Below are 25803 nucleotides of genomic sequence, written 5' to 3'. Positions count from 1 at the left end.
ACCGGGTCTATACGGGAACGGGTCCAGCCTCCGCGAAGAACCGGCGGCTGCCTCACGAACCAGGGCGATAACAACTCGAACCTGCAGTATCGACCGCGCTCCGCAGCCGGAGCGCCCGAAGAGGGGAACACGATGAAGAGCATGCTTCGCACACTCGCCGCGGCGGCCGTCGTCGCCGCTTTCGCCGCCCCGGCGGCGGCGCAGACGCTCCAGGTCGGCGCCTATCCCGCCAACCCGCCGTGGGAGGTGAAGAACGAGCGCGGCGAGTTCGAGGGCTTCGAGGTCGACCTCGTCCACGCCATCGCCGAGAAGATGGGCCGCGAGGTCGAGATCCAGGATCTCGGCTTCCAGGCGCTGTTCGCCGCGACCTCGTCTGGCCGCATCGACCTGGCGATCTCGACCATCACCATCACGCCCGAGCGGCTCGAGAGCCAGGCCTTCACCCAGGGCTACTACGACAGCGACATGGCGCTCGCCACCGCCGAGGGCTCCGAGGTCGACAGCCTGGAGGACATGCAGGGCAAGATCGCCGGCGCCCTCGCGACCTCCACCGGCGAGAAGTGGGCCCGGGAGAACCAGGAGAAGTACGGCTTCTCCGAGATCAAGACCTACAACACCCAGCAGGACCTGCTGCTCGACACGCGCAACGGCCGCGTCGACGGCGCGATCTCGGACATCGCCGGCCTGCAGTTCACCTTCCAGAAGATGCCCGGCCTCGAGATCGCCCAGCGCATCGAGACCGGCGACCAGTACGGCATCATGATGCCGAAGACCTCGCCGCTGCTCGAGGAGGTGAACGCCGCCATCTCCGAGCTGAAGGAGGAGGGCTATCTCGCCGAGCTCCACGAGAAATGGCTCGGCGCCCCGGCGGACGAGGGCACGAGCACGGTGACCGTGCTGCCGATCCCGACCGCGAATTGATCCGCGCGCCGGCGCGACACGCATCGCGCCGGCCCCGTGAACCGGGGGCGGCGCGTCATTTCCCGCGCCCGCCCGCGGGGCAGGCCTCACGGCTCGGACGGACGCACCCCCATGGATCTGATCGAAACCTTCTTCAACGCGGACGTTTTCGCCCGCGCCTTGCCGCTCCTCGTCAGCGGGCTCGTCACCACGGTGCAGCTCGGCATCACCAGCATCGCGGCCGGCTCGGTCGTCGGCCTCGTGCTGGCGCTGACGCGGCTCTACGCGCCCAAGCCCCTGCGGCTCGCCGCGATCGTCGTCATCGACGTGTTTCGCGCGGTGCCGGTGCTGGTGCTGCTGATCATGATCTACTACGCCCTGCCCTTCCTCGGGATCAGGCTCTCGTCCTTCGCCTCGGCCTGGATCGCGCTCTCGCTCGTCTTCGGCGCCTTCACCGCCGAGGTGCTGCGGTCGGGCATCGAGGCGATCCCGAAGGGCCAGTTCGAGGCGGCGCACGCCATGGGGCTCTCCTTCGCCCAGACCATGCGCCTCGTCGTGCTGCCGCAGGCGGCGCGCATCGCCGTCCCGCCGCAGACGTCGAACTGCATCTCGCTCCTGAAGGACACCTCGCTGGCCTCCGTCGTCGCCATGCCGGACCTGCTCAAGCAGGCGACGGACGCGCAGGCCTTCTTCGGCAACCCGACGCCGCTGATCGGCGCCGCCGTCGTCTACCTCGCCATCCTCTGGCCGCTCGTGCGCCTCGTCGGCGTGCTCGAAGAGCGCCAGAAGCGCTCGCTCGCGCGCTGAGAACACAAGGAAACACCCGATGCCGCGCAGCCTCACCCCGGACGACGTCGTCGGAATCGTCGGCATCCTGCCGACGCCCTCGACGCCCGACGCCGACCATTGGTCCTGCACCGCCTCCGTCGATCTGGAAGAGACCGCGCGCATGGTCGCGACGATCGCCAGCGCGGGCGTGACCACGCTGATGACCTGCGGGTCCTTCGGCGAGGGGCCGAGCCTCCTGCCGGAGGAGAACGAGGACTTCACCGACTGCATCGCCCGCACGCTCGGCGGGCGCGGCCTCCTCTTCGCCGGCGTGACCACGCTCAACACCCGCGAGACGATCCGCCGGGCGCGCCGCCTCGTCGAGATCGGCGCGGACGGGTTGTTCCTCGGGCGGCCGATGTGGATGGCGCTCGATCCGGCGGGGATCGTGAAATACTACCGGGACGTGACGGAGGCGCTGCCGGGCGTGCCCATCGTCGTCTACGACAATTCCTTCGCCTTCAAGGGCAAGATCGATACGCCGACCTACGCGGCGCTCGCCGAGATCCCCGAGATCGTCGCGACGAAGCACATCGGCGGCCCGAGCATGGCCGACGACCTGCGCGCCGCTGCCGGGCGCATGCGCGTCCTGCCGGTCGATTCGCAATGGGCGGCGTTCGCGAAGGCGTTCCCGGACGAGGCCCGCGCCTGCTGGACGGGGAACGTCGCCGACGGCCCGGAGCCGCTGGTCGCGCTCGCCGTCGCGGTGGAGCGACGGGACTGGACGCTGGCCGAGCGCATCTGCGAACGCATGGCCTGGGCGCAGGCGCCGATGTTCCCCGGCGGCAAGCTGGAGAATTTCGTCGACTACAACATTCCCATCGCCCACGCGCGGCTGGAAGGGTCGCGGCTCGTGAAGAGCGGCCCGCCGCGACCGCCCTACACCCACGCGCCGGAAGACTACATGGAGGGGGGCCGCGAGACGGGGCGGCGCTGGGCGAGCCTGCGGGAGGAGTTCTAGCGTCCAGATTCCTGCCGAAGAGGGGCGCCCCCCGCCTCACCGCCCCCGTGCGGCGCGCCAGGCGGCGAAATCCTCCTTCGCCTGCGGGTCGGTGGGCGGGTAGAGGCCGAGGATGGAGCGGCCGCCACGGACTTCCTCGATGACGAAATCCTCGAAGGCGGTCATCTCCACCGCCTCCTCGGCGATCTCGTCGGCGAGAGCGGCGGGGATGACGACGACGCCGTCGCCGTCGCCGACGATCACGTCGCCGGGGAAGACGGGCGCGTCGCCGCAGCCGATGGGGACGCCGATCTCGATCGCCTGATGATGCGTCAGGTTCGTCGGCGCGGTGGGGCGCACGTGGAAGGCGGGGAAGCCGAGGCGGGCGATCTCCGGCGCGTCGCGGAAGCCGCCGTCCGTGACGATGCCGGCGGCGCCGCGGGTCATCAGGCGCGTGACCAGGATCGCGCCGGCGGAGGCCGCGCGCGGGTCCTTGCGGCTGTCGACGACGAGGACGGCGCCCGGCGGGCATTCCTCGATCGCCTTTCGCTGGGGATGAGCGCGGTCCTGGAAGACCGTGATCGGGTTGAGGTCCTCGCGCGCGGGGATGGTGCGCAGCGTGTAGGCCTCGCCGACCATGGTCTCGACCTCGGGGTCGAGCGGGCGCACGTCCTGGACGAACTGGCTGCGCAGGCCGCGCTTGTAGAGCCCCGTGCACAGCGTCGCGGTGGACACGGTCTTCAGCTTCGCGCGGGTGTCGTCGGAGAGCGGCATGAGCGGCGGCCTCAATAGATCACGGGCTCGTCGACCGGGCGGCCGAAGTCCGTCTCGAGGAAATCGAAGTCGCAGCCGTCGTGGGCCTGCTTGATGTGGCGCGAGAACATCCAGCCCCAACCCCTTTCGAAGCGGGGCGGAGGCGGCTCCCAGGCGGCGCGCCGGGCGGCGAGCTCCTCCTCCGAGACCTCCATCCGGATCGCGCGGGCGGGCACGTCGATGGTGACGATGTCCCCGGTCCGCACCAGCGCCAGCGGGCCGCCGACGTAGCTCTCCGGCGAGACGTGCAGGATGCAGGCGCCGTAGCTCGTGCCGGACATGCGCGCGTCGGAGATGCGCACCATGTCCCGTACGCCCTGTTTCACGAGCTTCGTGGGGATCGGCAGCATGCCCCATTCCGGCATGCCGGGCCCGCCCTGCGGGCCGGCGTTGCGCAGGATCATGACGTGGTCGGGCGTGACGTCGAGATCCTCCCGGTCGATCGCCGCCTTCATGGACGGGTAGTCGTCGAAGACGAGGGCGGGGCCGGAATGGCGCAGGAAGCGCTGCTCGCAGGCGGAGGGCTTGATCACGCAGCCCTCCGGCGCGAGGTTGCCGCGCAGGACCGCGAGCGCGCCCTCGGCGTAGACCGGGTTGTCGAGAGGGCGGATGACGTCGTCGTCGTAGACCTCGGCGCCCTCGATGGTCTCGCCGAGCGTCCTGCCCGTCGCCGTCAGGCAGGAGAGGTCGAGCAGCGGCGCGAGGCGCGCGAGCAGGCCGCGCAGCCCGCCGGCGTAGAAGAAGTCCTCCATCAGGTAGCGCTCGCCCGAGGGACGGATGTTGGCGAGGACCGGCACCTCCCGGCTCGCCCGGTCGAAATCGTCGAGACCGATCATGACGCCCGCGCGGCGCGCCTGGGCGATGAGGTGGATGATGGCGTTGGTCGAGCAGCCGAGCGCCATCGCGACCTTGACGGCGTTGAGGAAGGCCGGGCGGGTCTGGATGCGGTCCGGCGTCAGGTCCTCCCAGACCATCTCGACGATGCGCCGGCCCGCAGCCGCCGCCATGCGGATATGGTTCGCGTCGGCCGCCGGGATCGAGGACGCGCCGGGCAGCGTCATGCCGAGCGCGTCGACGATGGAGGTCATGGTGGAGGCCGTGCCCATCGTCATGCAGGTGCCGTAGGAGCGCGCGATGCCGCCCTCGACGGCGAGCCAGTCGGCGTCGGAAATGTTGCCGGCACGGCGCTCGTCCCAGTATTTCCAGGCGTCGGAGCCCGAGCCGAGCACCCTGCCCTTCCAGTTGCCGCGCAGCATCGGCCCGGCGGGGACGTAGATCGCCGGGACGTTGGCGCTGGTCGCGCCGAGCAGCAGCGCCGGCGTGGTCTTGTCGCAACCGCCCATCAGCACGACGCCGTCGACCGGGTGCGAGCGGATCAGCTCCTCCGCGTCCATGGCGAGCATGTTGCGGTAGAGCATCGTGGTCGGCTTGACGTTGGTCTCCGACAGCGACAGCGCGGGCAGCTCGACGGGAAAGCCGCCGGCCTGCAGCACGCCGCGCTTCACGTCCTCGACCCGGTGCTTGAAATGCGCGTGGCAGGCGTTGAGGTCGGACCAGGTGTTGAGGATGGCGATCACCGGGCGCCCGGCCCAGTCCTCCGGGGAGAGCCCCATCTGCATCATGCGCGAGCGATGGCCGAAGCCGCGCAGGTCGTCGGGGGCGAACCAGCGGGCGCTGCGCAGGGTCTCGGGCGTCTTGCGTCTCTCGGTCATCTGTCGCTCGTCACTCGGCCGGTCTGACGGGATTGCGCGCGGGCTCGGCGGCGGGCTCGGACGCCTTCTCGGCCGCGGGCGCCGTACGGCTCTCCAGGCGGCGGGCGCGCAGCTGGAGCGCGAGCGCCACGGCGCCGAGGCCGATGCCGACGGCGTCGGTCCACAGGCCCGGCTTGATCAGGACGAAGGCGGCCGCGACGAGGAGCACGCGCTGGAGCCGCGAGGCCTCCGTGAGCAGCCAGCCGCCGAGTCCGGCCGCGAGGAAGATCACGCCGACCATCGCGGTGAGCGTCGTGGCGGCGATCGTCGTCCAGGGCCCGATCATCAGGAGCGAGGGGCCGAAGACGAACATGAAGGGGATGATGTAGCCGGTCAGCCCGAGCTTCACCGCCGCCACCGAGCTCGGCCAGAGCTGCGCGCCGGAGATGCCGTTCGCCGCGTAGACCGCGATGGCGACGGGGGGCGTGATCGCGGAGAGGATGGCGAAGTAGAACACGAACATGTGCGCGCTCTCGACCGGGACGCCGAGGCGCACGAGCGCCGGCACGAGGAGCGAGACCTGGATGATGTAGGCGGGCGTCGTCGGCATGCCCATGCCGAGGATGATTCCCGCGACCATGGTCAGGAGCAGCGCCGGCAGCAGCATCTCGTTCGCCGCCGAGATGACGAAGCCCGAGAAGCTGAGCCCCGCGCCGGTGAGCGTGATCACGCCGATGACGATGCCCGCCGCCGCGCAGGCGAGCGCGACCATGATCGAGCCGACGGCGCCGGCCTCGAGGCCCTCGACGATCATGCGCAGGTTCACCGCCGAGCGGGTGGTCTTGCGCAGAAGCGCGGTGGGGATCACCGAGACGATGCCGCAGAGCGCCGCGAAGGGGGCGCTGTAGCCGACGAACAGCACGGCGACGATGATGACGAGGGGCAGGAACAGGTGCCCGCGCTCGCGCAGCACCTCGGAAAGCCGCGGCAGCTCCTCGCGCGGCAGCCCGCGCATGCCGAGCCGGCGCGCCTCGAAATGCACGGCCGAGAAGACGGCGACGTAGTAGAGGAAGGCCGGGATCAGCGCGTAGGCGGCGACCGTGAGGTAGCTCACGCCCATGAACTCGGCCATCACGAAGGCGGCCGCGCCCATGATCGGCGGCATGATCTGCCCGCCGGTCGAAGCCACCGCCTCGACCGCGCCGGCGAAGGCCGGGCGGTAGCCGAGCCGCTTCATCAGCGGGATGGTGAAGGCGCCCGTCGTCATCACGTTCGCCACCGCCGAGCCCGAGACCGAGCCGAACAGGCCGCTCGTGACGCAGGCGACCTTGGCCGGCCCGCCGGCGGTGTGGCCGGTGAGGCTGATGGCGAAATCCATGAAGAGCTTGCCGGCGCCGGAGCGCTCGACGAAGGCGCCGAACAGGATGAAGAGCACGACGTAGGTCGCTGAGACCGCGACCGGAATGCCGAAGATGCCCTCGGTCGTCAGGTACAGCTGCTCGAGCAGGAGCAGCGGCGCCGTGTTCGTCAGGAAGAGCGCATAGCCGAGGAAGAGCACCACCGTGATCGGCAGGACGAGGCCGAGCGCCCGGCGCGCCGCCTCGATGACGAGGAGGGTGAGCGCGACGCCGAGCACGATGTCCGCCGTGCGCAGCTCGTCGATGTAGATGAAGCGCGCGTAGATGTAGTCCTTCACCAGCACCGGATAGGCGGCGGCCGCGAGGGAGAGCGCGATCAGCGCCCAGTCCCAGATCCGGGGCCCGCGGCCGGCGTCGGCCTCGCGGGCGGGCAGCGTCAGGAAGCACAGGACGAGCGCGAAGCCGACATGGGTGGCGCGCAGGGTGAAGGCGTCCGGCGTGCCGAAGAAGCCGACGTATAGGTGGTAGCAGCTCATCGAGAGCGCGACCGCGAGCGCGATCCACCGCACGAGCTTCAGATATGTCGAGGTGGGGGCCATCGCCGGGCGTCGCCTGTATGAGCCGTGGGGTCGCGCCCGCCGGGAGGGTCCGGTCCGGCGGGCGCGCGGGGCGCGCGGGCGTGCGTCAGAGCACGCCCTGCTCCTCGTAGTAGCGCTTGGCGCCCTCGTGCATGGGCACGCCGACGTCCTGCGCCATCTGCGCGGGCGTGACGCCCTTCATCGCGCCGGCGATCGCCTGCAGATCGCCGATGTTCTCGACCATGCCGGCCAGCATGTCGTGGACGATGTCCGGCGAGAGGTCGCAGCGCGCGACGACGTGGGTGGCGTAGCCGATGGCCTGCACGTCCTCGTCCTGGCCCGGATAGGAGCCGGCGGGGATGGTGAGCTTCTGGAAGCCGGGATTGCGGCTCTGCATCTCGTCCATCATCGCGCCCTCGAGGCTCAGCATCTTGATGTCGGAGCCGCTGGCGAGATCCATGATGGCGGAGGCCGGCACGGTGGTGCCGAGCGTCATGGCGGCGGCGTTGCCGTCCTTCATCAGCGCGACGCCGTCCGAGTAGGAGACGAAGTGCATCTGGGACATGTCGTCGTAGGACAGGCCGGCCGCGTCGAGAAGCTGGCGGGTGATGTCCTCGGCGGTGTTGCCGCGGGGCTGGGTGGCGAGCGCCTTGCCCGAGATGTCGGCGACGCTGTCGATGCCGCTGCTCTCGAGCGTGACGATCTGGAAGTACTGGGGATAGAGCGTCGCGACGTTGCAGACGTTCTGGGCCTTTTCCTCGAAGGCGCCGCGGCCCTCGATGGCGTCCACCGTCGAGACGGAGTTGGCGAAGGCGACGTCGGCGCGGCCGGTGGCGATGCCCTTGACGTTGGCGATGCCGCCGCCGGGGAGCACCTGGACCGAGACGCCCTCCATGTTGCTCTGCACGATGTTCTGGATCGCGCCGCCGAGCGGGTACCAGGAGCCGCCCTGCGGGCCGGTCATCAGCATGAGGTTCTCGGCTTGCGCCGCGCCGCCGAAGCCGGCGGTCGCGACGGTGGCGAGGAGAGCCAGTGTCGTCTTTCTCATGGGTCGGTTCCTCCCTAGATGACGGCCGTCTCTCGCGGACGGCCTCTGCTGTGACGGCCGGCCCTGCCGGGCGGCCTATTCCGCCGGATCCTCCAGCAGGAAGCGCACGCCCCGCTCGGCCGCGATCGCCCTGGCGGCGTCGGCGAGGGAGCGCGGAACGGGAATGCCGTCGCGGGCGCGCACGGCCCGCATGGCGTGCTCCGGGTCGCCCGGGGCGAGGACGCGTTCGCAGCCCTCGGCCGGCGGCGTCTCGCGCAGGCAGGCGACGAAGGCGTCGAGGTCGCGCCCGAAGCCGCCCGCCTCGCGAAAGGCGTCGGGATGGAGCGCGAGGCAGAAATGGCCGACGTCGTAGTGCGCGGCGTCCGGATCGCGCAGCGGCGCGTAGGAGGCGCCGGGCAGGAGCGTCGAGAGGATCTCGACCATGGCCGCGAGGCCGTAGCCCTTGTGGCCGCCCATGGCGCGGCTGCCGCCGAGCGGGGTCATCATCCGGTCGCGGAGCGCCGCCTCGGGGTCGTTCTGGGGCTTGCCGTCGCGGTCGACCGCCCAGCCCTCGGGCAGGCTGCGGCCCTCGCGGGCGGCGAGCTTGAGCTTGCCGATGGCGATGGTGCTCGTCGCGATGTCGAGGAGGAAGGGCGCGCCCTCGGCGCCCGGCGCCGCGAAGGCGATCGGGTTCGTGCCCATGCGCGGAACGCGGCCGAAGACCGGGACGATGGACGGCAGGTGCACGGCGCTGGTGACGACGCCGATCATGCCCTCCGCCGCAGCGCGCAGCGCGTAGACGCCGGCCGCGCCGAAATGGTTGGAATGGCGCACGCCCACCGCCCCGATGCCGAAGGCGCGAGCCTTCTCCACGGCGAGATCCATCGCCTGGAGCGACGGCGCGTGGCCGAAGCCGCCGCCGCCGTCGATCGTCGCGACGGCGCCGAAGGCGTGCGCGACGCCGACCTGCGGATCGCGGGCGATCTTGCCCGAGCGCACGAGCTCCTCGTAGAGCGGAACCAGCGTGATGCCGTGGCTGTCGATGCCCATCAGGTCGGCCTCGACGAGCGTTTGCGCCGAGGCGCGGGCGTGCTCCGGGCCGGTCCAGGCCGTGAACAGCGCCTCCAGCTGCGCACGAAGGCGCTCCGCCGTGACGACGAGGCCGCCTGCCCTCTCGGCATGCGCGACGGCTCCGGCGGGGGCGCCCGCGTGCACGCTCATCCAGCGTCTCCGTTCCCTGGTCCTGCGCCGTTTGCGGCGTCTCGTGAGGACGAGGTTCGCCGGGGGGCGCGAACCTGTCAAGTTGAAAGACAACTTGTCGAAACGGGCATCCGCGCTATGGTTTTCCGCAAGGACGAGACCGATGGGCGCGCGCGGGGCGGGGATCGTGGACGACGCAGCAGGCCGGGCGAGAGAGGCGGACATCGCCGCCCAAGCGGCGTTCTTCGCGCCGCATCGGCAGGAGAGCCTGCCCGACCAGATCTACGAGCAGATCCTGATCCAGCTCGGAACGGGCCGGCTCTCGGTCGGCGAGCGGCTTCCGTCCGAGACGCAGCTCTCGCGCGCGTTCGGCGTCTCGCGCCCGGTCGTGCGCACGGCGCTGGCGCGGCTGCGGGCGGACGGGCTGATCGAATCGCGCCAGGGCGCGGGGTCCTTCGTCGTGCGCACGCTCAGCGCCGACTTCATGGGCGAGGCCCCGAGCGGTGCGATCGCCGAGCTCCTGCGCTGCTACGAGATGCGCGTCGCGCTGGAGGGCGAGGCCGCCTTCCTCGCCGCCGAGCGGCGCACGGCGCGCGACCTCGCCGCCATCGAGGCGGAGGCCGCCCGGCTCGCGCGGGAGTTCGACGGGCCGGATTCGGGCGCGGCCGCCGACGTCGCCTTCCACCGCGCCATCGCGGCGGCGACGCAGAACCACCTGTTCTCGCAGGTGATGGAGCTCCTGCGCCGGCCGCTGCGCGACGGCATCGCCACCGCGCGCCGCCTCGCCCAGAGGAGCGCCGCCATGCGCCTGCCGATCGTGCTCGACGAGCACGCTGCGGTCGTCGACGCCATCCGCGCGCAGGAGCCGGGCCGCGCCCGCGACGCCATGCGCGCCCATATCGGCCGCTCGCGCGACCGCATGCTGGGCTTCGAGGCCCGCCGCGGCGAGACCCCGCCGCGGGACATCCCGAGAGAAACCTCATGATCGACCTCTACACCTGGACCACGCCCAACGGCCGCAAGGTCTCGATCGCGCTGGAGGAGCTCGCCCTGCCCTACCGCGCGCACGCGATCGACATCGGCAAGGGCGAGCAGCACGCGCCGGACTTCCTGGCGATCAGCCCCAACAACAAGATCCCCGCCATCGTCGACCACGACACCGGCCAGACGCTGATGGAATCGGGCGCGATCCTGATCTACCTCGCCGAGAAGACGGGGCGGCTGATGCCGGCCTCGGGCGAGGGCCGCTACCGGGTGCTGGAATGGCTGATGTGGCAGATGGGCGGCGCCGGCCCCATGCTCGGCCAGGCCCACCATTTCCTGCGCTTCAACAAGGGCGCGGCGCCCTATGCCGAGACGCGCTTCTCCGACGAGGCGAAGCGCCTCTACGGGGTTCTCGACCGGCGGCTGGCCGAGGCGGAGTTCGTGGCCGGCGACTATTCCATCGCCGACATCGCGATCTGGCCCTGGATCTCGCGCTACGAATGGCAGGAGATCGACCTCTCGGCTCATCCCCACGTGCGCCGCTGGTACCAGGCGATCGCCGCGCGGCCGGCGGTGCGGAAGGGCTACGACGTGCCGAAGGCGGTGGGGGAGATCCCGCCGGGGTGAGGCGGCGGCGCCTCAAGACCGGCGGTGGGTCGCGGCGACCCGCGCCGCTTCCTCGTAGATGCCCGCGAGCAGGTTGAGCGTGCGCGTCGCCTCGGCGAGGCGCTCGCGGAAGTCGGGAACGCCCTCAACCGCGGCGAGGAGCAGGGCGCGGCGGATGGCGGCGTACTTGTCGGTCACCGCCCTGCCCCGCTCGGTGACGAAATAGACCACGCCCGCGCGGCCGGAGCCGGAGCGCTCCACGAGCCCCGCGCCGATCAGCTTGCGCAGGCTGTACTGGATGTTGGGGATGTCGTCCCGGTTGGCGAGGCGGGCGAGCTCCTTCACCGATTTCGGCCGGTCGTTCATGCGGATGATGTGGAGGAGCGCGTTCTCCGGCCCGCTGGCGGCGAGGTCAACGGAGCCCGCGAGGCATTCCGACTGCCAGCGGCCGAACGACTCGAAGGTGCGCATCACCGCGAACTCGAGCTCGGTGAAGTCCACCTCCGCCGGCGTCTGCGCCAGATGCCAGCGCCGATCGAGCGCGTCCGCGGCGGTTTCGCCCGAGCGCTCGCTCTCCACCTTGCCCTCGCCGCGCCCCATCCCGTCTCCCGGCTCGTCTCGTCCTCTTGCACCGCACAACATCTTACCGGTTCCGACCGCTTGCTCAAACGCGATTTTACGATAGACTTTCAAGCCTAAAATATATCTGAAAATCAGAGGGGAACTCATGACGGCCACACGCAACCCCATGTTCGCCGAGGACCGCTTCCTTCTCGGCACCTTCTCGTCCAACTGCTCGTCGGGCATGTCGGTGACGAAGGTGCCCGAGCGCTGGGTGAACTCCTTCGAGAACAACGTCCGCCTCGCCAAGCTGCTCGACGAGGCGGGCATCGACTTCATGCTGCCGATCGCCCGCTGGATCGGCTACGGCGGCGAGACCGACTTCCACGGCTCGGTGCTGGAGACCATGACCTGGGCGGCGGGCCTGCTCGCCCACACGCGCGACATCGCCGTCTTCGCGACGATCCACACGGCGGCCAACAATCCGGTGGTGGTGGCCAAGCAGATCGCGACCATCGACCAGATCGGGCAGGGCCGCGCCGGGCTCAACATCGTGGCGGGCTGGAACAAGCCGGAATACGAGGCGCTCGGCCTCACCCTGCCGGACGACCACGAGACCCGCTACGGCTACGCGCAGGAATGGTTCGACGTCGTGCGCAAGCTCTGGCGCGAGAGCGAATATTTCGACTGGAACGGCCGGTACTTCACCCTGAAGCACGTCAGGGGCGACCCGCGCCCGGTCTCCGGCACGCCGCCGATCCTCAACGCCGCCGGCTCGCCGCAGGGCCGCGACTTTGCGACGAGGAACGCGAACTTCCTGTTCACGCCGGCGATCGATCTCGCCCGCTCGAAGGACGAGATCCAGGAGCTGAAGGGCCAGGCGGCGACGCACGGGCGGGACGTGGGCGTCCTCACCTTCTCACACGTCATTTGCCGGCCCACCGAGGAGGAGGCGCGCGCCTATCTCGAGTACACGGCGCGCGACAACGCGGATTGGGAGGCGGTCGACAACCTGGTGCGCCTGCAATTCGCCCACGCCCATTCCTTCCCGCACGATCTCCTGGCTCTGATCCGCGACCGGATGGCCATGGGCCATGGCGGCTTTCCGCTGGTGGGCACGCCGATCCAGGTGGCGGACGGGATCACGGCCTTGGCCGAGGCTGGCTTCAAAGGTACGACGCTCTCGTTCATCGACTACGTGGCCGAGTTCCCGTATTTCCGGGATACGGTGCTGCCGATCCTCGCCGAGCGTGGCCTGCGCTGAGGAGACCGGCGCGGCGGCGGGCTTTCGTTCGCCGCCGCGTCCGTCGCTTGTCCATATCGAACGGAGGGTCCCCCGATGCGCCCCGCCTCCCCCGCCGCCGCCGCGCGCGACGCGACCGCCTCGCTCGAATCCTCGCCGCTCGTAGCCGATTTCAAGCGAGCCATGCGCCTCGTCGGCGCGCAGGTCTGCATCGTCGCCGCCGGGCGCGGCGAGAGCCTCACCGGCATGACGCTGACCTCGCTCGCCTCGCTGTCGCTCTCCCCGCCCGCGGTGACGCTGGCGGTGGCCAAGAGCGCCTCGATTCATCCCGTGCTGGCCGAGACGCGCCGCTTCGGCGTGAGCGGGCTCACCTGCGCCCATGCCGCGCTCGCCGACCGCTTCGCCGGCCGCGACGGCTCGAAGGGCGCCGAGCGCTTCTCGATGGGCGACTGGACGGCGCTCGACAGCGGCGCCCCGCTCCTCGCCGACGCGGCCTTCGGGATCGACTGCGTGGTGGATTCGCTGGTGGACTGGCGCACGCATTCGATCGTCGTCGGCCGGGTGCTGGCGATCGACGTGCGCGGGGGCGAGAGCCTGATGTATCGCGAGGGCGGCTATTGCGCGGCCCGGGGGCTGTGAGGCTCGGTGACCCGGCGGCCAGCGCGCGAAGGGCATCGAGGGCGAGCGACGCGGCGCGAGCGCCGCTCGGGACGCGATGGAGGGTATGGGTCCCGGGTCGCCTTCGGCGCCCGGGATGACACCCTCCCCCCGTCATCCCGGACCGCGAAGCGGATCGCGCCGACGCCGGTCTTGCGACCTTCAGGTCGCATCGCACGCCCTGTGCGAACGAAGCGGCATCGAGGGCGACGGGACGCGGCGCGAGCGCCGCTCGGGACGCGATGGAGGGTGTCCCGGGTCGCCTTCGGCGCCCGGGATGACGCCCTCCCCCGTCATCCCGGACCGCGAAGCGGATCCGGGACCCATACGCGCCGACGCCGGTCTTGCGACCTTCAGGTCGCATCACGAGCCCCGTGCGAACGAGGCTGCATCGAGGGCGGCGGGACGCGGCGTGAACGCCGCTCGGGACACGATGGCGCGTATGGGTCCCGGGTCGCCTTCGGCGCCCGGGATGATACCCTCCCCCCGTCATCCCGGACCGCGAAGCGGATCCGGGACCCATATGTGGACGGCCCCTGGTCTGCAAGAGGGTCGAGCCGGCTCATCGAGATCGCCTGCACCCATATGTCCGACCTGTTCGCGCGGCCCGAGGGCCGCTGGCCAAGATGGGTTACGCTTGATCGGGCGCCGAACATACCCGCGATTTCATCGCGCCATTGGGTCCCGCGGCTTGGCCCGATCATCGACGTGTCGATGGTCCACCTCTCGTTCCTGCAGGTCACGCCCTCGCTTGTCGGCCCCGGAGGGCACGGCGGGCGGCGGGCGTCTCGGGCGCGCCGGGGCGGCCGCAGGTGCGGCCGGCCGGCGCGAAACGGGGTGCGGCGGCGCTCACGCCGCGGCCTCCAGCGGCTCGAGGGCCGGGCCGTGATCGCGGTCGAAGCGCGCGCCGGAGGCGAGGAGCTTCCACAGGATCCGCGCCACCCGGTTGGCCAGCGCGACCGCGACCTCCTTGAACTTCTTCTTGGGCAGGAGCCGCGCCGCCCAGGCGACGAGCCGCCCGCCGCCGCAGGCCTCCTCGCCGCGGCGCTTCACCTGCTGGAGCAGCGCCGTCGCCGCGCAGACGAGATCGGCCCTGAGCGCCATGTCGCCCGCGCGGGTGATGGCGCCGAGGCGCTGCCTGTTGGCGGTGGTGTGGTCGCGCGGAGTGAGCCCGAGCCAGCCGGCGAAGGCGCGTCCCGAGCGGAAGCGCCGCGGATCGCCCACCGCCACCATCGTGCGCCAGGCCACGACCGGGCCGACGCAGGGCACCTCCATCAGCCGGCGGCAGGCCTCGCTCGCCCGCGCCGCCTTCACGAGCGCGGCCTCCGCGGCCGCGACCCGCGGGCCGAGGCGCTCCCATTCGTCGGCGAGATCCTCGAAGACGAGCCGCGCGTGCGTCGGCAGGTCCGTGCGGGCGAGGATCTCGCCGAGGATCGTGGGGATGTATCGGGCGCCCTGCGGAGCCACGATCCCGAGCTCGGCGGCGTAGCCGCGAACGCGGTTGCCGATCTCGGTTCGGCGCGCCTGGAGCGCCCGCCGGTGGTCGACGAGCATGGCGGCCGCCTGCTGCGCCTCGCTCTTGATCGGCACGAAGGTCGTGTCCGGCTCCCGCACGGCCCGGCAGATCGCCCGGGCGTCGGCGGCGTCGTTCTTGTTGCGCCCGACGAAGGGCTTGGCGAGCTGGGGCGGCACGATGCGCGCGTCGTGGCCCATGGCGACGAGCTCGCGCGCGAGAAGGTGCGCGCCCCGGCACGCCTCGATCCCGATCAGCGTCGGCGCAAGCGCCGAAAGCTTCTTCTTCATCCGCGCCGGCGTCCCGCTCTCGCGCCAGACCTCCCGGCCCGACGCGTCCGCGCCGGACACCGCGAAATGAGCCTTGGACGTGTCGATGCCGATCGCGCTAAACTCCTTCATGGACGGTCCCTCCCTCAGATCGAGCTGCAGATACTCCATCTTGGCACACAGATGCCGCCGGGTGGGGCCGTCCACACCAACATACGCGCCGACGCCGGTCTTGCGACCTTCAGGTCGCATCGCACGCCCTGTGCGAACGAAGCGGCATCGAGGGCGGCGGGACGCGGCGCGAGCGCCGCTCGGGACGCGATGGCGCGTATGGGTCCCGGGTCGCCTTCAGCGCCCGGGATGACGCCCTCCCCCCGTCATCCCGGACCGCGAAGCGGATCCGGGACCATATGTGGACGGCCCCTGGTCTGCAAGAGGGTCGAGCCGGCTCATCGAGATCGCCTGCACCCATATGTCCGACCTGTTCGCGCGGCCCGAGGGCCGCTGGCCAAGATGGGTTACGCTTGATCGGGCGCCGAACATACCCGCGATTTCATCGCGCCATTGGGTCCCGCGGCTTGGCCCGATCATCGACGTGTCGATGGTCCACCTCTCGTTCCTGCAGGTCACGCCCTCGCTTGTCGGCCCCGGAGGGCACGGCGGGCGGCGGGCGTCTCGGGCGCGCCGGGGCGGCCGCAGGTGCGGCCGGCCGGCGCGAAACGGGGTGCGGCGGCGCTCACGCCGCGGCCTCCAGCGGCTCGAGGGCCGGGCCGTGATCGCGGTCGAAGCGCGCGCCGGAGGCGAGGAGCTTCCACAGGATCCGCGCCACCCGGTTGGCCAGCGCGACCGCGACCTCCTTGAACTTCTTCTTGGGCAGGAGCCGCGCCGCCCAGGCGACGAGCCGCCCGCCGCCGCAGGCCTCCTCGCCGCGGCGCTTCACCTGCTGGAGCAGCGCCGTCGCCGCGCAGACGAGATCGGCCCTGAGCGCCATGTCGCCCGCGCGGGTGATGGCGCCGAGGCGCTGCCTGTTGGCGGTGGTGTGGTCGCGCGGAGTGAGCCCGAGCCAGCCGGCGAAGGCGCGTCCCGAGCGGAAGCGCCGCGGATCGCCCACCGCCACCATCGTGCGCCAGGCCACGACCGGGCCGACGCAGGGCACCTCCATCAGCCGGCGGCAGGCCTCGCTCGCCCGCGCCGCCTTCACGAGCGCGGCCTCCGCGGCCGCGACCCGCGGGCCGAGGCGCTCCCATTCGTCGGCGAGATCCTCGAAGACGAGCCGCGCGTGCGTCGGCAGGTCCGTGCGGGCGAGGATCTCGCCGAGGATCGTGGGGATGTATCGGGCGCCCTGCGGAGCCACGATCCCGAGCTCGGCGGCGTAGCCGCGAACGCGGTTGCCGATCTCGGTTCGGCGCGCCTGGAGCGCCCGCCGGTGGTCGACGAGCATGGCGGCCGCCTGCTGCGCCTCGCTCTTGATCGGCACGAAGGTCGTGTCCGGCTCCCGCACGGCCCGGCAGATCGCCCGGGCGTCGGCGGCGTCGTTCTTGTTGCGCCCGACGAAGGGCTTGGCGAGCTGGGGCGGCACGATGCGCGCGTCGTGGCCCATGGCGACGAGCTCGCGCGCGAGAAGGTGCGCGCCCCGGCACGCCTCGATCCCGATCAGCGTCGGCGCAAGCGCCGAAAGCTTCTTCTTCATCCGCGCCGGCGTCCCGCTCTCGCGCCAGACCTCCCGGCCCGACGCGTCCGCGCCGGACACCGCGAAATGAGCCTTGGACGTGTCGATGCCGATCGCGCTAAACTCCTTCATGGACGGTCCCTCCCTCAGATCGAGCTGCAGATACTCCATCTTGGCACACAGATGCCGCCGGGTGGGGCCGTCCACACCAACATTCTCTCCGGCGTCGGTGTCGCAGCCTTCAGGCTGCGTCGCACGCCCTGTGCGACCGAAGCGGCATCGAGGGCGGCGGGACGCGGCGCGAGCGCCGCTCGGGACGCGATGGCGCGTATGGGTCCCGGGTCGCCTTCGGCGCCCGGGATGACACCCTCCCCCCGTCATCCCGGACCGCGAAGCGGACCCGGGACCCATACGCGCCGACGCCGGTCTTGCGACCTTCAGGTCGCATCGCACGCCCCAGGCGAACGAGGCTGCATCGAGGGCGGAGGGACGCGGCGCGAGCGCCGCTCGGGACACGATGGCGCTTATGGGTCCCGGGTCGCCTTCGGCGCCCGGGATGACGCCCTCCCCCGTCATCCCGGACCGCGAAGCGGATCCGGGACCCATACGTGCCGACGCCGGTCTTGCGACCTTCAGGTCGCATCGCACGCCCTGTGCGAACGAAGCGGCATCGAGGGCGGCGGGACGCGGCGCGAGCGCCGCTCGGGACGCGATGGCGCGTATGGGTCCCGGGTCGCCTTCGGCGCCCGGGATGACGGGAGATCGTCACATCCGCCGCGCGGCCCACCACAAAGCGAGCTGGCGGCGCCATTGGGGGACCTCGATCACGCTTCGGTAGGGATCGTAATCGGGCCGATCCATGCGCTTCAGCGCGGGCTCGACCAGCGCGAGCGGCAGGAAGGCGGGCTTGATGGCGGCGGGCGCGCCGGCGAGGTCGGCGCGGGCCTGCGCCAGATGCCGGCGGGCCAGCGCGCGCATGTCCTGCAGCGCGGCGGCGAGCGCGAGCCCCCCCTCCCCCGCGAGCGCCTTCTCCCGCGTCAGCCCGTGGCGCGCGAGGCTCTCCACGGGCGGAACGTAGAGCTGCCCGCGCCGGACGTGCCAGGGGAAGGCGCGCATCAGCCCCGTGACGGCGTAGGCGACCCCGCCGTGGCCGGCGGCGTCGACGTGGCCGGGATCGGCGCCCTCCGCCAGGATCAGGCTCGCGAGGCGCATCAGCACGGAGGCGGTCTCGCCGGCATAGCCCTCGAGATCGTTCACGGTGGCGAGCGGGTCCTCGTAGAGGTCTTGGATGCGGGCCTCGACCAGCGCGAGGAGGGCCGCGCGCGGCAGGGAATAGCGCGCGATGGTCTCGTCGAGGGCGGCGAAGACCGGGTTGGCGCGGGCCTCCTCGACGCGCGCGCCCTCCAGCGCGTCGCGCCACCATTGCAGGCGGATCTCGCCGGGCAGGGGCTCGCTGACGCGCGCGGGAATGCGGGCGACCTCGACGGCGAAGGCGTAGAGGGCGAACAGGCCCGGGCGCTTGTCGGCGGGGGCGAAGAGGGTCGCGAGATAGCGGTCCCGGTCGTCCGTGTAGACGATTCGCTCGCATTCGCGGGCATGCGCCGCGGCGTCCTCCCCGAGCGCGCTCGCGCCCGGACGGGGGGCCTCGTCCGCTGTGTCCGCCTCGCTCACGCCGCCTTACCCCTTTTCCTAGCGCTGTCGGTAGTGAGAAGCTGCTGTGGCGCAGGCGATGCGGGTATGGCTGTCATGCCGGCTGTCCTCGATGGCTCGGGAGGCTTGGCCGCCCGCATCGCCGCCTCTGATCGACCGCTGATTACGCGATGCCCTCGATGGCTTTGTAAGGCGATGCCGGCGAGACGAGGCCTGCGTTCCGGGGTCGGAAGGGGGGGTGAACGATGAGGATATGCGTCGGCATCGATGCCGCGAAGGGCACGCATTGGGCGGTGGCGGTCGACGGCGAGGGCCGGGTCGTTCTCGACCGCGCGGTCGAGAACGACCCGGACGCGATCGACGCGCTGGTCGGGGAGCTTCGCGCGCTCGGGCGAGAGGTGGTGATCGGGCTCGACGTCGTGGGCTCCTTCGCCCGCTTCCTCGAAGCGGTCCTGCTGGCCGAGGGCTTTGCCCTCGTGCACACGCCCGGCATCGCGGTGAACCGCGCCGGCCAGGGCTTCTCGGGGGGCGAACGCAAGTCCGACCCGCGGGATGCGCGCACCATCGCGGACCTGGTGCGCACCCGCGATCTGCGCCCGATCCTGCCGGACGACGACACGCTCGTCGCGCTCCGGCTGAAGGTCGGTCGCCGGCGCGAGCTGATCCAGGATCAGACGCGGCGCATCTCCCGCCTGCGTGGACTTCTGTGCGGCATCCACCCCGGCCTCGAACGGACGCTGGACCTCACCTGCAAGGGGCCGCTGGCCCTGCTCACGCGCTACGTCACGCCGTCCGAGATCCGACGCGCCGGAAAACCCCGCCTGCTCGCGCATCTGAAGAGGACGCCGCACCTGCACGGGACGGACGCCCTCGTCGATCGCGCGCTGGAGGCCGCCCGGGCGCAGAAGATCGTCGTGCCGGGCGAGGCGCCTACGGCCGAACTGATCCGCGAGCTTGCAAACGAGGCACTCGAGGCGCGCGCCAGGATCGTCCGGATCGAGCGCGATCTCGAAGGCTTGCTCGCCGACCACCCTGACGGCGCCCTCATCCGTTCGCTGCCGGGGATGGGGGCGGTCCTCGCGGCAGAGTTCATCGCTTGCGTCGGCGACATCCGGCGCTTCGGGTCGGCCGACGCGCTGGCTTCCGCTGCCGGTCTCGCGCCCGTCCAGCGCCAGTCCGGAAAGCGCGCAGGCTGGCGGCGCGCCTACGGCGGCGACAAGGCCCTCAAGCGCGTCTTTTACCAGAGCGCCTTCTGCGCCGTCACGACCAAAGACCCTCTCTCCAAGGCCTTCTACGACCGCAAGCGACGCGAAGGAAAGCACCACACCCAGGCCCTCATCGCACTCGCAAGGCGCCGCGTCACCGTGATCTGGACCATGCTTCAGCGCCGCGAAGCCTTCGATCCCGATCGAAAAGCTGCTTGACTTGCTCATTACGCCGCCTCCTCTAGCCCACCGCGAGGAGGGCGGCCGCGACGCGCCGGTTCTCGCCGAGCAGGATCGTGTAGGTCCGCGCCGCGGCGCCGGTCTGCATGACCTCGACGCGCAGCCCCGCCTCGCGCAGGCCCCAGAGCACGCTCTCCTGGAGGTGGACGAGATCGGCGCCCACGCCGACGAGGAGGAGCTCGATTTCCGACGCCTCCTCGAGAACTGGGGCGAAGGCGTCGAGCGTCAAATCCCGCGGCGTCGTCACGCCCTTCCAGGCGTGGACGCCGGAGGGCAGCGCCAGGAGCGAGCCCACGTGCGACATGTCCGCGAAGCGGAAGCCGCCGCCGCCATAGGCGTCTATGGCGTGACGCCCGGGGACGAAGCCGTCGTGCAGAGGCGCTCGGTGGGGCTTGTCCGCCGGCATGGGCTCACTCCGCGGCCATGGCCTGGGCGGCCTCCGAATCGGCGATCTCGCTCGACGGGCGCACGCCGAGATAGATCAGGATCGGCGCGGCGATGAACACCGAGGAATAGGTGCCCACCACGAGGCCGAAGATCATCGCGTAGGCGAAGCCCTTGATGATCTCGCCGCCGAGAATCGCCAGCGCGATCAGCGCGAGGAAGGTGGTGACGCCGGTGAGGATCGTGCGCGAGAGCGTGGCGTTGATCGCGGCGTCGAGCACCTGATGGATGGTCAGCTTCTTGTACTTGCGCAGCGTCTCGCGGATGCGGTCGTAGACCACGACCGTGTCGTTGAGCGAGTAGCCGAGGATGGTGAGGATCGCGGCGATCGAGGTCATGTTGAACTCGATCTGGGTGATGGCGAAGAAGCCGATCGTCAGGACGAGGTCGTGCAGGGTGGCGATGACGGCGCCCACCGCGAAGTGCCACTCGAAGCGGAACCAGAGATAGACCAGCACGCCGAAGATGGCGAAGACGACGCCGAGCGTGCCGGACTGGACGAGCTCGCCGGAGACGCGCGGGCCCACCACCTCGACGCGGCGGAACTCGTACGCGTCCTCGAAGGCGGCGCGCAGGTCGGCGACGACCTGCTGCTGGACCTGCTCCTCGGTGAGGTCGTCCCGCGCCTCCTGGAGCTGGACGCGCAGCGAGACGTCGGTCGGCGCGCCGAATTCCTGCACCTCGACCTGGCCGAAGCCGAGCGTGTTCGCCTCCTCGCGGATGGCCGACAGATTCGCCGGCCCCTCGCGCGATTGCAGCTCGACGAGCGTGCCGCCGCGGAAGTCGATGCCGAAATTCATGCCCAGCGCGAAGAAGGCGAGGACGCACAGGACCGAGAGCAGCGCCGAGAGCGGGAAGCTCCAGCGGCGCCATTGCATGAACTCGTATTTGGTCTCGGTCGGGATGTAGCGGACGAGCCACATGGGTTTCGCTCCTCCTCAGACCGCGAGCTTCTTCGGCCGCTTGACCCGGAACCAGGTCGCGACCATCAGGCGCGTGAGGGTGTAGGCGGTGAAGACGGTCGTGATGATGCCCAGCGACAGGGTCACGGCGAAGCCGCGCACCGGCCCCGTGCCGAGGAAGAACAGCACCGCGGCGGCGATCAGCGTCGTCAGGTTGGCGTCGAGGATGGTGGCGAGCGCGCGCGAGAAGCCCGTGTCGAGGGCGGAGGCCGCCGATCGCCCGACGCGCTCCTCCTCGCGGATGCGCTCGAAGATCAGGACGTTCGAATCGACCGCCATGCCGATCGTGAGCACGATGCCGGCGATGCCCGGCAGCGTCAGCGTCGCGCCGAGCGCCGAGAGCAGGCCGAGGATCAGGATGACGTTGACCGTCAGCGAGACCGTCGCGAGCAGGCCGAAGAAGCCGTAGGACACGATCATGAAGGCGACGACGGCGATGGCGCCCACGATCGCGGCGGTCACGCCGGCGCGGATCGAATCGGCGCCGAGGCCGGGCCCGACGGTGCGCTCCTCGACGATGGTGAGCCGCGCGGGCAGCGCGCCGGCGCGCAGCAGCACGGAGAGATCGTTCGCCTCCTGGACAGAGAACCGACCGGAGATCTGGCCCGAGCCGCCGGTGATCGGCGACTGGATGCGCGGGGCGGAGATCACTTCGTCGTCGAGCACGATTGCGAGCTGGCGGCCGACATTGCGCGTCGTCGCCTCGCCGAAGCGCTGGGCGCCCGACACGTTGAAGCGGAAGTTGACGACGGGCTCGTTGGTCTGCGGGTCGAAGGCGGGCTGGGCGTCGGTGAGGTCCTCGCCGCCGACGATGATCTGGCGCTCGACCGAGACGGGCTCGCCGCCGAGATCCTGCGAGGGCAGCATCTCGACGTCGCTGTCGCCGGGATTGGCGAGGAAGCGGAACTCGAGCTGGGCGGTCTCGCCGAGAATCGCCTTGAGCCGCTCGGGATCCTGCAGGCCCGGCACCTGGACGAGGACGCGGTCCTCGCCCTGGCGCTGGATGTTGGGCTCGGTGGTGCCGAGCGCGTCGACGCGCCGGCGCAGGACCTCGATGGTCTGGGCCACCGCGCGGTTCACCCGCTCTGTGACGCCGGCCTCGGTGTAGAGAGCGGTGATGAGCCCGTCGGGCCCCTCCGTCACCTCGACCGCGTTGCCGGCCTGGCCCAGGACCGCGTTCTCGACGGGGATCTCGAGCTCGTTCAGGAGCGGCATCAGCTGCGCGCGGGCGGCGGCGTCGGGCACGCGCAGCTGCACGCCCCGCGACGTCATCTGGATGCCGCCCTCGAGCGGCGTGCGGGTCTCGCGCAGGGCCTGACGCACCTGGTCGCGCAGGTTCTGGGCCTCGCGACGCATCAATTCGGCGATGTCGACCTGGAGCAGGACGTGCGAGCCCCCCTGCAGGTCGAGGCCGAGCACGACCCCCTGCGTCGGCACCAGGAAGGAGGGGACGAAGCCGGGGGTGGCCTCGGCCAGCGCGTCGCGCTGCCCCTGGCTGAGCAGGTTGGGCATCGCCAGCAGCATGCCGAAGGCGACCGCCACCAGAATGGCGATGGTGGTCGATGTCTTGAAGCGCAACATTCCCGAACGAACCTTCCTTGCGCGCGCCGCTCGCGCGGCGCCGGCGACCCCGTCTCGCGCGCGCCGCATGCGCGGCGCGCCGGGGCCCGAACGCCTTACGCCTGACGGACCTTACTTGTCGATCTTCACGGGCTCGCTCTTCGAGCGGACCTCGGTGACCATGGCGCGCACGACGCGAACGCGCACGCCGTCGGCGATTTCCACCTCGATCTCGCCGTCGTCGACGACCTTCGAGATCTTGCCGACGAGACCGCCCGACGTCACCACGTTGTCGCCCCGGCGCAGGCTCTTCACCATCTCTTGATGCGCCTTCACCCGCTTCTGCTGCGGGCGGATGATCAGGAACCACATGATGACGAAGATCAGGATGAAGGGGACGAGCTGGAGGAAGATGTCCCCGCCGCCCGCTCCCGCGGCCTGTGCGTAAGCTGGAGTGATCACACGCTGCTCCATTGCGATGTCCGCGGCGCGGCCCGCGCCGGCGGCGCTGGTGAAGAGGCTCGCATCCGCGCGAAGGTCGGAAAGCGGCGCGGACTATAGCGATGGGGCGCGCGAAAGCAATTCGTGAGCTGCGCCTTTCCAGGAGAGGCGGCGTCTTGCGCGCACGCGCCGCAGCGCCGGGGGAGGCCGGCGCCTCCGGCGTCGCGCATCGGGTGTCGCCTGCGCCGACAAGTCGGCGGTTTCGCGCTGCAGCGAGAACCGCGCGAGGCTATCCGCGATGACGGCGACAGATTTCGTGAAACGCTTGCCAGATAACCGCCGCAGGGAGTGCGAGCATCCGCACGAGGCAAGGCGGCGTCGTCTGTTCGTCGTCTCACCGCCGCGCTTCTAGCCGTCCGTGATAGCACAAACAAATCTGACATGTAAGCCTAGGAATTCGAGTATCTGCCGATATCATCCGCGTCGTCCAGCGCGTGGATCACGCCGCCGGCGCGACCAGCCTCGTCGGCGTCGCGCCTCCCCGTACGAGCGCTCTCGTCTGCGGGGCCGTTCCGGGCGGCCTTCCTGCGGCTCCGTGGTCGTCTCATCCGCGGTTTCGTCGCCTCGTCCGTTCGATCCCGCGCGCCCTGCCGATGCGCGGCGCCCGCCGCGTCCGCGACCGGCCGTCCCGACGTGCGCGCGTTTCGCGCGGGCGATCGCCGGCGGCCGCCTTGAACGAACGACGAAGAGGATGACGCCATGACCGCGCCGAAATCGACGAGCGCCGCGCTGCTCCGCAACCCGGAGCTTCTGGATGAGGAGCAGTTCTACGGCGAGGATCCGCTGGCGAAGCGCGATACCGGCCATTACAAGGCCGAGTACGTGAAGACCTTCGTCGAGAAGTGGGACGAGCTGATCGACTGGGACGCGCGCGCGGAGAGCGAGGGCGACTTCTTCATCGACGTGCTGCGCTCGCGCGGCAAGCACAAGATCCTCGACGTCGCCTGCGGCACGGGCTTCCATTCGGTGCGCCTGACCCAGGCCGGGTTCGACGTCACCTCGGTGGACGGCAACGCCGCCATGCTGGCCCAGGCCTTCGAGAACGCCAAGGCCCGCAACCTGATCCCGAAGCTGGTCCAGGCCGACTGGCGCTGGCTCAATCGGGACATCCAGGGCAAGTACGACGCCATCATCTGCCTGGGCAACTCGTTCACGCACATCCACGACGAGGCCGACCGGCGCCGGGCGCTGGCCGAGTTCTACGCCGCGCTCAAGCACGACGGCATCCTGATCATCGACCAGCGCAACTACGACGCCATCCTGGACCAGGGCTTCACGACGAAGCACAAGTTCTACTATTGCGGCGACCAAGTCTCGGCCGAGCCGGAATACGTCGACGACGGCCTGGCCCGGTTCAAGTACACCTTCCCCGACAAGAGCGAGTACACGCTCAACATGTTCCCGCTCCGGAAGGCCTATATGCGCCGCCTGCTCGAGGAGGCGGGCTTCCAGCGCATCCGCACCTACGGCGACTTCCAGGAGACCTTCGAGGACACGGAGCCGGACTTCCTCGTCCACGTGGCCGACAAGGCCTTCATGCGCGCGAGCACGACCCCGCCGACGCCGCAGATCGCGACCCAGCCGTCGGTCAGCCGCGTGACGGAGGATTATTACGACAGCCCCGAGGCGGACAATTTCTACTTCAACATCTGGGGCGGCGAGGACATCCATATCGGGCTCTACGAGCACACCTCCGACATCAAGGAGGCGAGCCGGCGCACGGTCGAGGCCATGGCGGACCGGCTGGAGACGCTCAGCGACCGCTCGCGCATCCTCGACATCGGCGCCGGTTACGGCGGCTCGGCGCGCTACCTCGCCAAGACGCGCGGCTGCGACGTGATCTGCCTCAACATCTCCGAGGCGCAGAACGACACGAACCGCTTCCTCAACCGCCGCCAGGGCCTCGCCAAGCTGGTGAGCGTCGTGCACGGCTCCTTCGAGGACATCCCGCGCCCGGACGCCTCCTGCGACATCGTCTGGTCCCAGGACGCGATCCTGCATTCGGGCGACCGCGAGAAGGTGTTCGAGGAGGTCCGTCGCGTGCTGCGCCCGGGCGGCGAGTTCGTCTTCACCGATCCGATGCAGGCGGACGACGTGCCGCCGGGCGTGCTCCAGCCGGTCTACGACCGCATCCACCTGCGCTCGCTCGGCTCCTTCGGCTTCTACAAGGAGCTGGCCGAGAGCCTCGGCTTCGAGACGGTGTCGCTCGAGGACCGCACCTCCAACCTGCGCACGCATTACAGCCGCGTCGGCGAGGAGCTGCGGTCGCGCTACGACGAGATCGTGGAGGTGTCCTCCTCGGCCTTCGTCGACCGCATGCTGGTGGGCCTCGACAATTGGGTGAAGGCGGCCGATTCCGGCTGGCTCGCCTGGGGGGTGCTGCACTTCCGCAAAAAGTGAGGCG

22 protein-coding genes are annotated in these 25803 nt (G+C 70.8%); 9 read left to right on the top strand and 13 right to left on the bottom strand.

Annotated features, from left to right (window positions below; genetic code table 11):
- Nucleotides 1-132 precede the first annotated feature (132 nt).
- From ABL310_RS11540 to ABL310_RS11530, 3 genes are all read left to right on the top strand, one after another.
- Nucleotides 133-921 (top strand): ABC transporter substrate-binding protein, encoded by a 789-nt coding sequence (locus ABL310_RS11540; protein ID WP_349371818.1) that lies wholly within the window; start codon nt 133-135, stop codon nt 919-921.
- Nucleotides 922-1032: 111 nt separating this feature from the next.
- Nucleotides 1033-1707, top strand: a complete 675-nt coding sequence (locus ABL310_RS11535) for an amino acid ABC transporter permease (protein WP_349371817.1) — start codon at nt 1033-1035, stop codon at nt 1705-1707.
- Between the two features lie 19 nt (nt 1708-1726).
- A complete protein-coding gene (locus ABL310_RS11530) occupies nt 1727-2689 on the top strand; it encodes a dihydrodipicolinate synthase family protein (protein ID WP_349371816.1) in 963 nt (320 codons plus the stop codon).
- Nucleotides 2690-2725: 36 nt separating this feature from the next.
- Here the strand turns inward: ABL310_RS11530 and ABL310_RS11525 are convergent, their stop codons facing one another.
- The 5 genes from ABL310_RS11525 to ABL310_RS11505 all read right to left on the bottom strand — a co-directional run bounded on the left by ABL310_RS11525 (nt 2726) and on the right by ABL310_RS11505 (nt 9356).
- Nucleotides 2726-3442 carry a ribonuclease activity regulator RraA gene (locus tag ABL310_RS11525; RefSeq protein ID WP_349371815.1) on the bottom strand — a complete coding sequence of 239 codons (717 nt, stop codon included), beginning with the start codon at nt 3440-3442 and terminating at the stop codon, nt 2726-2728.
- A gap of 11 nt (nt 3443-3453) precedes the next feature.
- Nucleotides 3454-5193 carry an L-arabinonate dehydratase gene (gene araD, locus ABL310_RS11520; RefSeq protein WP_349371814.1) on the bottom strand — a complete coding sequence of 580 codons (1740 nt, stop codon included), beginning with the start codon at nt 5191-5193 and terminating at the stop codon, nt 3454-3456.
- Between the two features lie 10 nt (nt 5194-5203).
- Nucleotides 5204-7129, bottom strand: a complete 1926-nt coding sequence (locus ABL310_RS11515) for a TRAP transporter permease (protein WP_349371813.1) — start codon at nt 7127-7129, stop codon at nt 5204-5206.
- An 85-nt stretch (nt 7130-7214) separates the two neighbouring features.
- The gene (locus ABL310_RS11510; protein WP_349371812.1) at nt 7215-8156 is read right to left on the bottom strand and encodes a TAXI family TRAP transporter solute-binding subunit; all 942 of its coding nucleotides are present in this window, start codon (nt 8154-8156) and stop codon (nt 7215-7217) included.
- A gap of 75 nt (nt 8157-8231) precedes the next feature.
- Nucleotides 8232-9356 carry an Ldh family oxidoreductase gene (locus ABL310_RS11505; RefSeq protein WP_349371811.1) on the bottom strand — a complete coding sequence of 375 codons (1125 nt, stop codon included), beginning with the start codon at nt 9354-9356 and terminating at the stop codon, nt 8232-8234.
- Nucleotides 9357-9498: 142 nt separating this feature from the next.
- Between ABL310_RS11505 and ABL310_RS11500 the strand changes: the two genes are divergently transcribed.
- Nucleotides 9499-10320 carry a FadR/GntR family transcriptional regulator gene (locus ABL310_RS11500; protein WP_349371810.1) on the top strand — a complete coding sequence of 274 codons (822 nt, stop codon included), beginning with the start codon at nt 9499-9501 and terminating at the stop codon, nt 10318-10320.
- A complete protein-coding gene (locus ABL310_RS11495) occupies nt 10317-10946 on the top strand; it encodes a glutathione S-transferase N-terminal domain-containing protein (RefSeq protein WP_349371809.1) in 630 nt (209 codons plus the stop codon). Before ABL310_RS11500 ends, ABL310_RS11495 begins: the two co-directional genes overlap by 4 nt.
- Nucleotides 10947-10958: 12 nt before the next feature.
- Here ABL310_RS11495 and ABL310_RS11490 read toward each other — a convergent pair whose 3' ends face one another.
- On the bottom strand, nt 10959-11525 hold the full coding sequence (locus ABL310_RS11490) for a winged helix DNA-binding protein (RefSeq protein ID WP_349371808.1): 567 nt from the start codon (nt 11523-11525) through the stop codon (nt 10959-10961).
- Between the two features lie 127 nt (nt 11526-11652).
- Between ABL310_RS11490 and ABL310_RS11485 the strand changes: the two genes are divergently transcribed.
- Together ABL310_RS11485 and ABL310_RS11480 are read left to right on the top strand one after the other, a co-directional pair.
- Nucleotides 11653-12750: an LLM class flavin-dependent oxidoreductase gene (locus ABL310_RS11485; RefSeq protein ID WP_349371807.1), complete on the top strand. Its 1098-nt coding sequence runs from the start codon at nt 11653-11655 to the stop codon at nt 12748-12750.
- A gap of 75 nt (nt 12751-12825) precedes the next feature.
- Nucleotides 12826-13368, top strand: coding sequence for a flavin reductase family protein (locus ABL310_RS11480; protein ID WP_349371806.1), 543 nt, complete (start codon nt 12826-12828; stop codon nt 13366-13368).
- 867 nt (nt 13369-14235) lie between these two features.
- Here ABL310_RS11480 and ABL310_RS11475 read toward each other — a convergent pair.
- The 3 genes from ABL310_RS11475 to ABL310_RS11465 all read right to left on the bottom strand — a co-directional run bounded on the left by ABL310_RS11475 (nt 14236) and on the right by ABL310_RS11465 (nt 18508).
- Nucleotides 14236-15300: an IS110 family transposase gene (locus ABL310_RS11475; protein ID WP_349370788.1), complete on the bottom strand. Its 1065-nt coding sequence runs from the start codon at nt 15298-15300 to the stop codon at nt 14236-14238.
- A gap of 604 nt (nt 15301-15904) precedes the next feature.
- Entirely contained in the window at nt 15905-16969 is a 1065-nt protein-coding gene (locus ABL310_RS11470; RefSeq protein WP_349370788.1) for an IS110 family transposase, read from the bottom strand.
- Between the two features lie 633 nt (nt 16970-17602).
- Complete coding sequence (locus ABL310_RS11465) at nt 17603-18508, bottom strand: phytoene/squalene synthase family protein (protein WP_349371805.1); 906 nt, start codon at nt 18506-18508, stop codon at nt 17603-17605.
- Between the two features lie 224 nt (nt 18509-18732).
- Here ABL310_RS11465 and ABL310_RS11460 point away from each other — a divergent pair, with 224 nt between their 5' ends.
- On the top strand, nt 18733-19911 hold the full coding sequence (locus ABL310_RS11460; protein WP_349370684.1) for an IS110 family transposase: 1179 nt from the start codon (nt 18733-18735) through the stop codon (nt 19909-19911).
- A 22-nt stretch (nt 19912-19933) separates the two neighbouring features.
- On the opposite strand, the gene ABL310_RS11455 is transcribed toward ABL310_RS11460, so the two are convergent.
- From ABL310_RS11455 to yajC, 4 genes are all read right to left on the bottom strand, one after another.
- Nucleotides 19934-20338 carry an MTH938/NDUFAF3 family protein gene (locus tag ABL310_RS11455; RefSeq protein WP_349371804.1) on the bottom strand — a complete coding sequence of 135 codons (405 nt, stop codon included), beginning with the start codon at nt 20336-20338 and terminating at the stop codon, nt 19934-19936.
- Nucleotides 20339-20342: 4 nt separating this feature from the next.
- Nucleotides 20343-21299, bottom strand: a complete 957-nt coding sequence (gene secF / locus ABL310_RS11450) for a protein translocase subunit SecF (RefSeq protein WP_349371803.1) — start codon at nt 21297-21299, stop codon at nt 20343-20345.
- A 15-nt stretch (nt 21300-21314) separates the two neighbouring features.
- Nucleotides 21315-22919 carry a protein translocase subunit SecD gene (secD, locus tag ABL310_RS11445; protein ID WP_349371802.1) on the bottom strand — a complete coding sequence of 535 codons (1605 nt, stop codon included), beginning with the start codon at nt 22917-22919 and terminating at the stop codon, nt 21315-21317.
- 111 nt (nt 22920-23030) lie between these two features.
- Nucleotides 23031-23360: a preprotein translocase subunit YajC gene (yajC, locus tag ABL310_RS11440; RefSeq protein WP_374730388.1), complete on the bottom strand. Its 330-nt coding sequence runs from the start codon at nt 23358-23360 to the stop codon at nt 23031-23033.
- A gap of 738 nt (nt 23361-24098) precedes the next feature.
- On the opposite strand from yajC, the gene ABL310_RS11435 reads away from it, so the two are divergent.
- On the top strand, nt 24099-25799 hold the full coding sequence (locus tag ABL310_RS11435; protein ID WP_349371800.1) for a methyltransferase domain-containing protein: 1701 nt from the start codon (nt 24099-24101) through the stop codon (nt 25797-25799).
- Nucleotides 25800-25803: the final 4 nt, after the last annotated feature.

The sequence above is a fragment of the Salinarimonas sp. genome (assembly GCF_040111675.1).
Classification (GTDB): domain Bacteria; phylum Pseudomonadota; class Alphaproteobacteria; order Rhizobiales; family Beijerinckiaceae; genus Salinarimonas.
The sequence above is the reverse complement of the archived record's forward strand: the minus strand, read 5'-3'. Positions and strand labels throughout refer to the sequence as shown.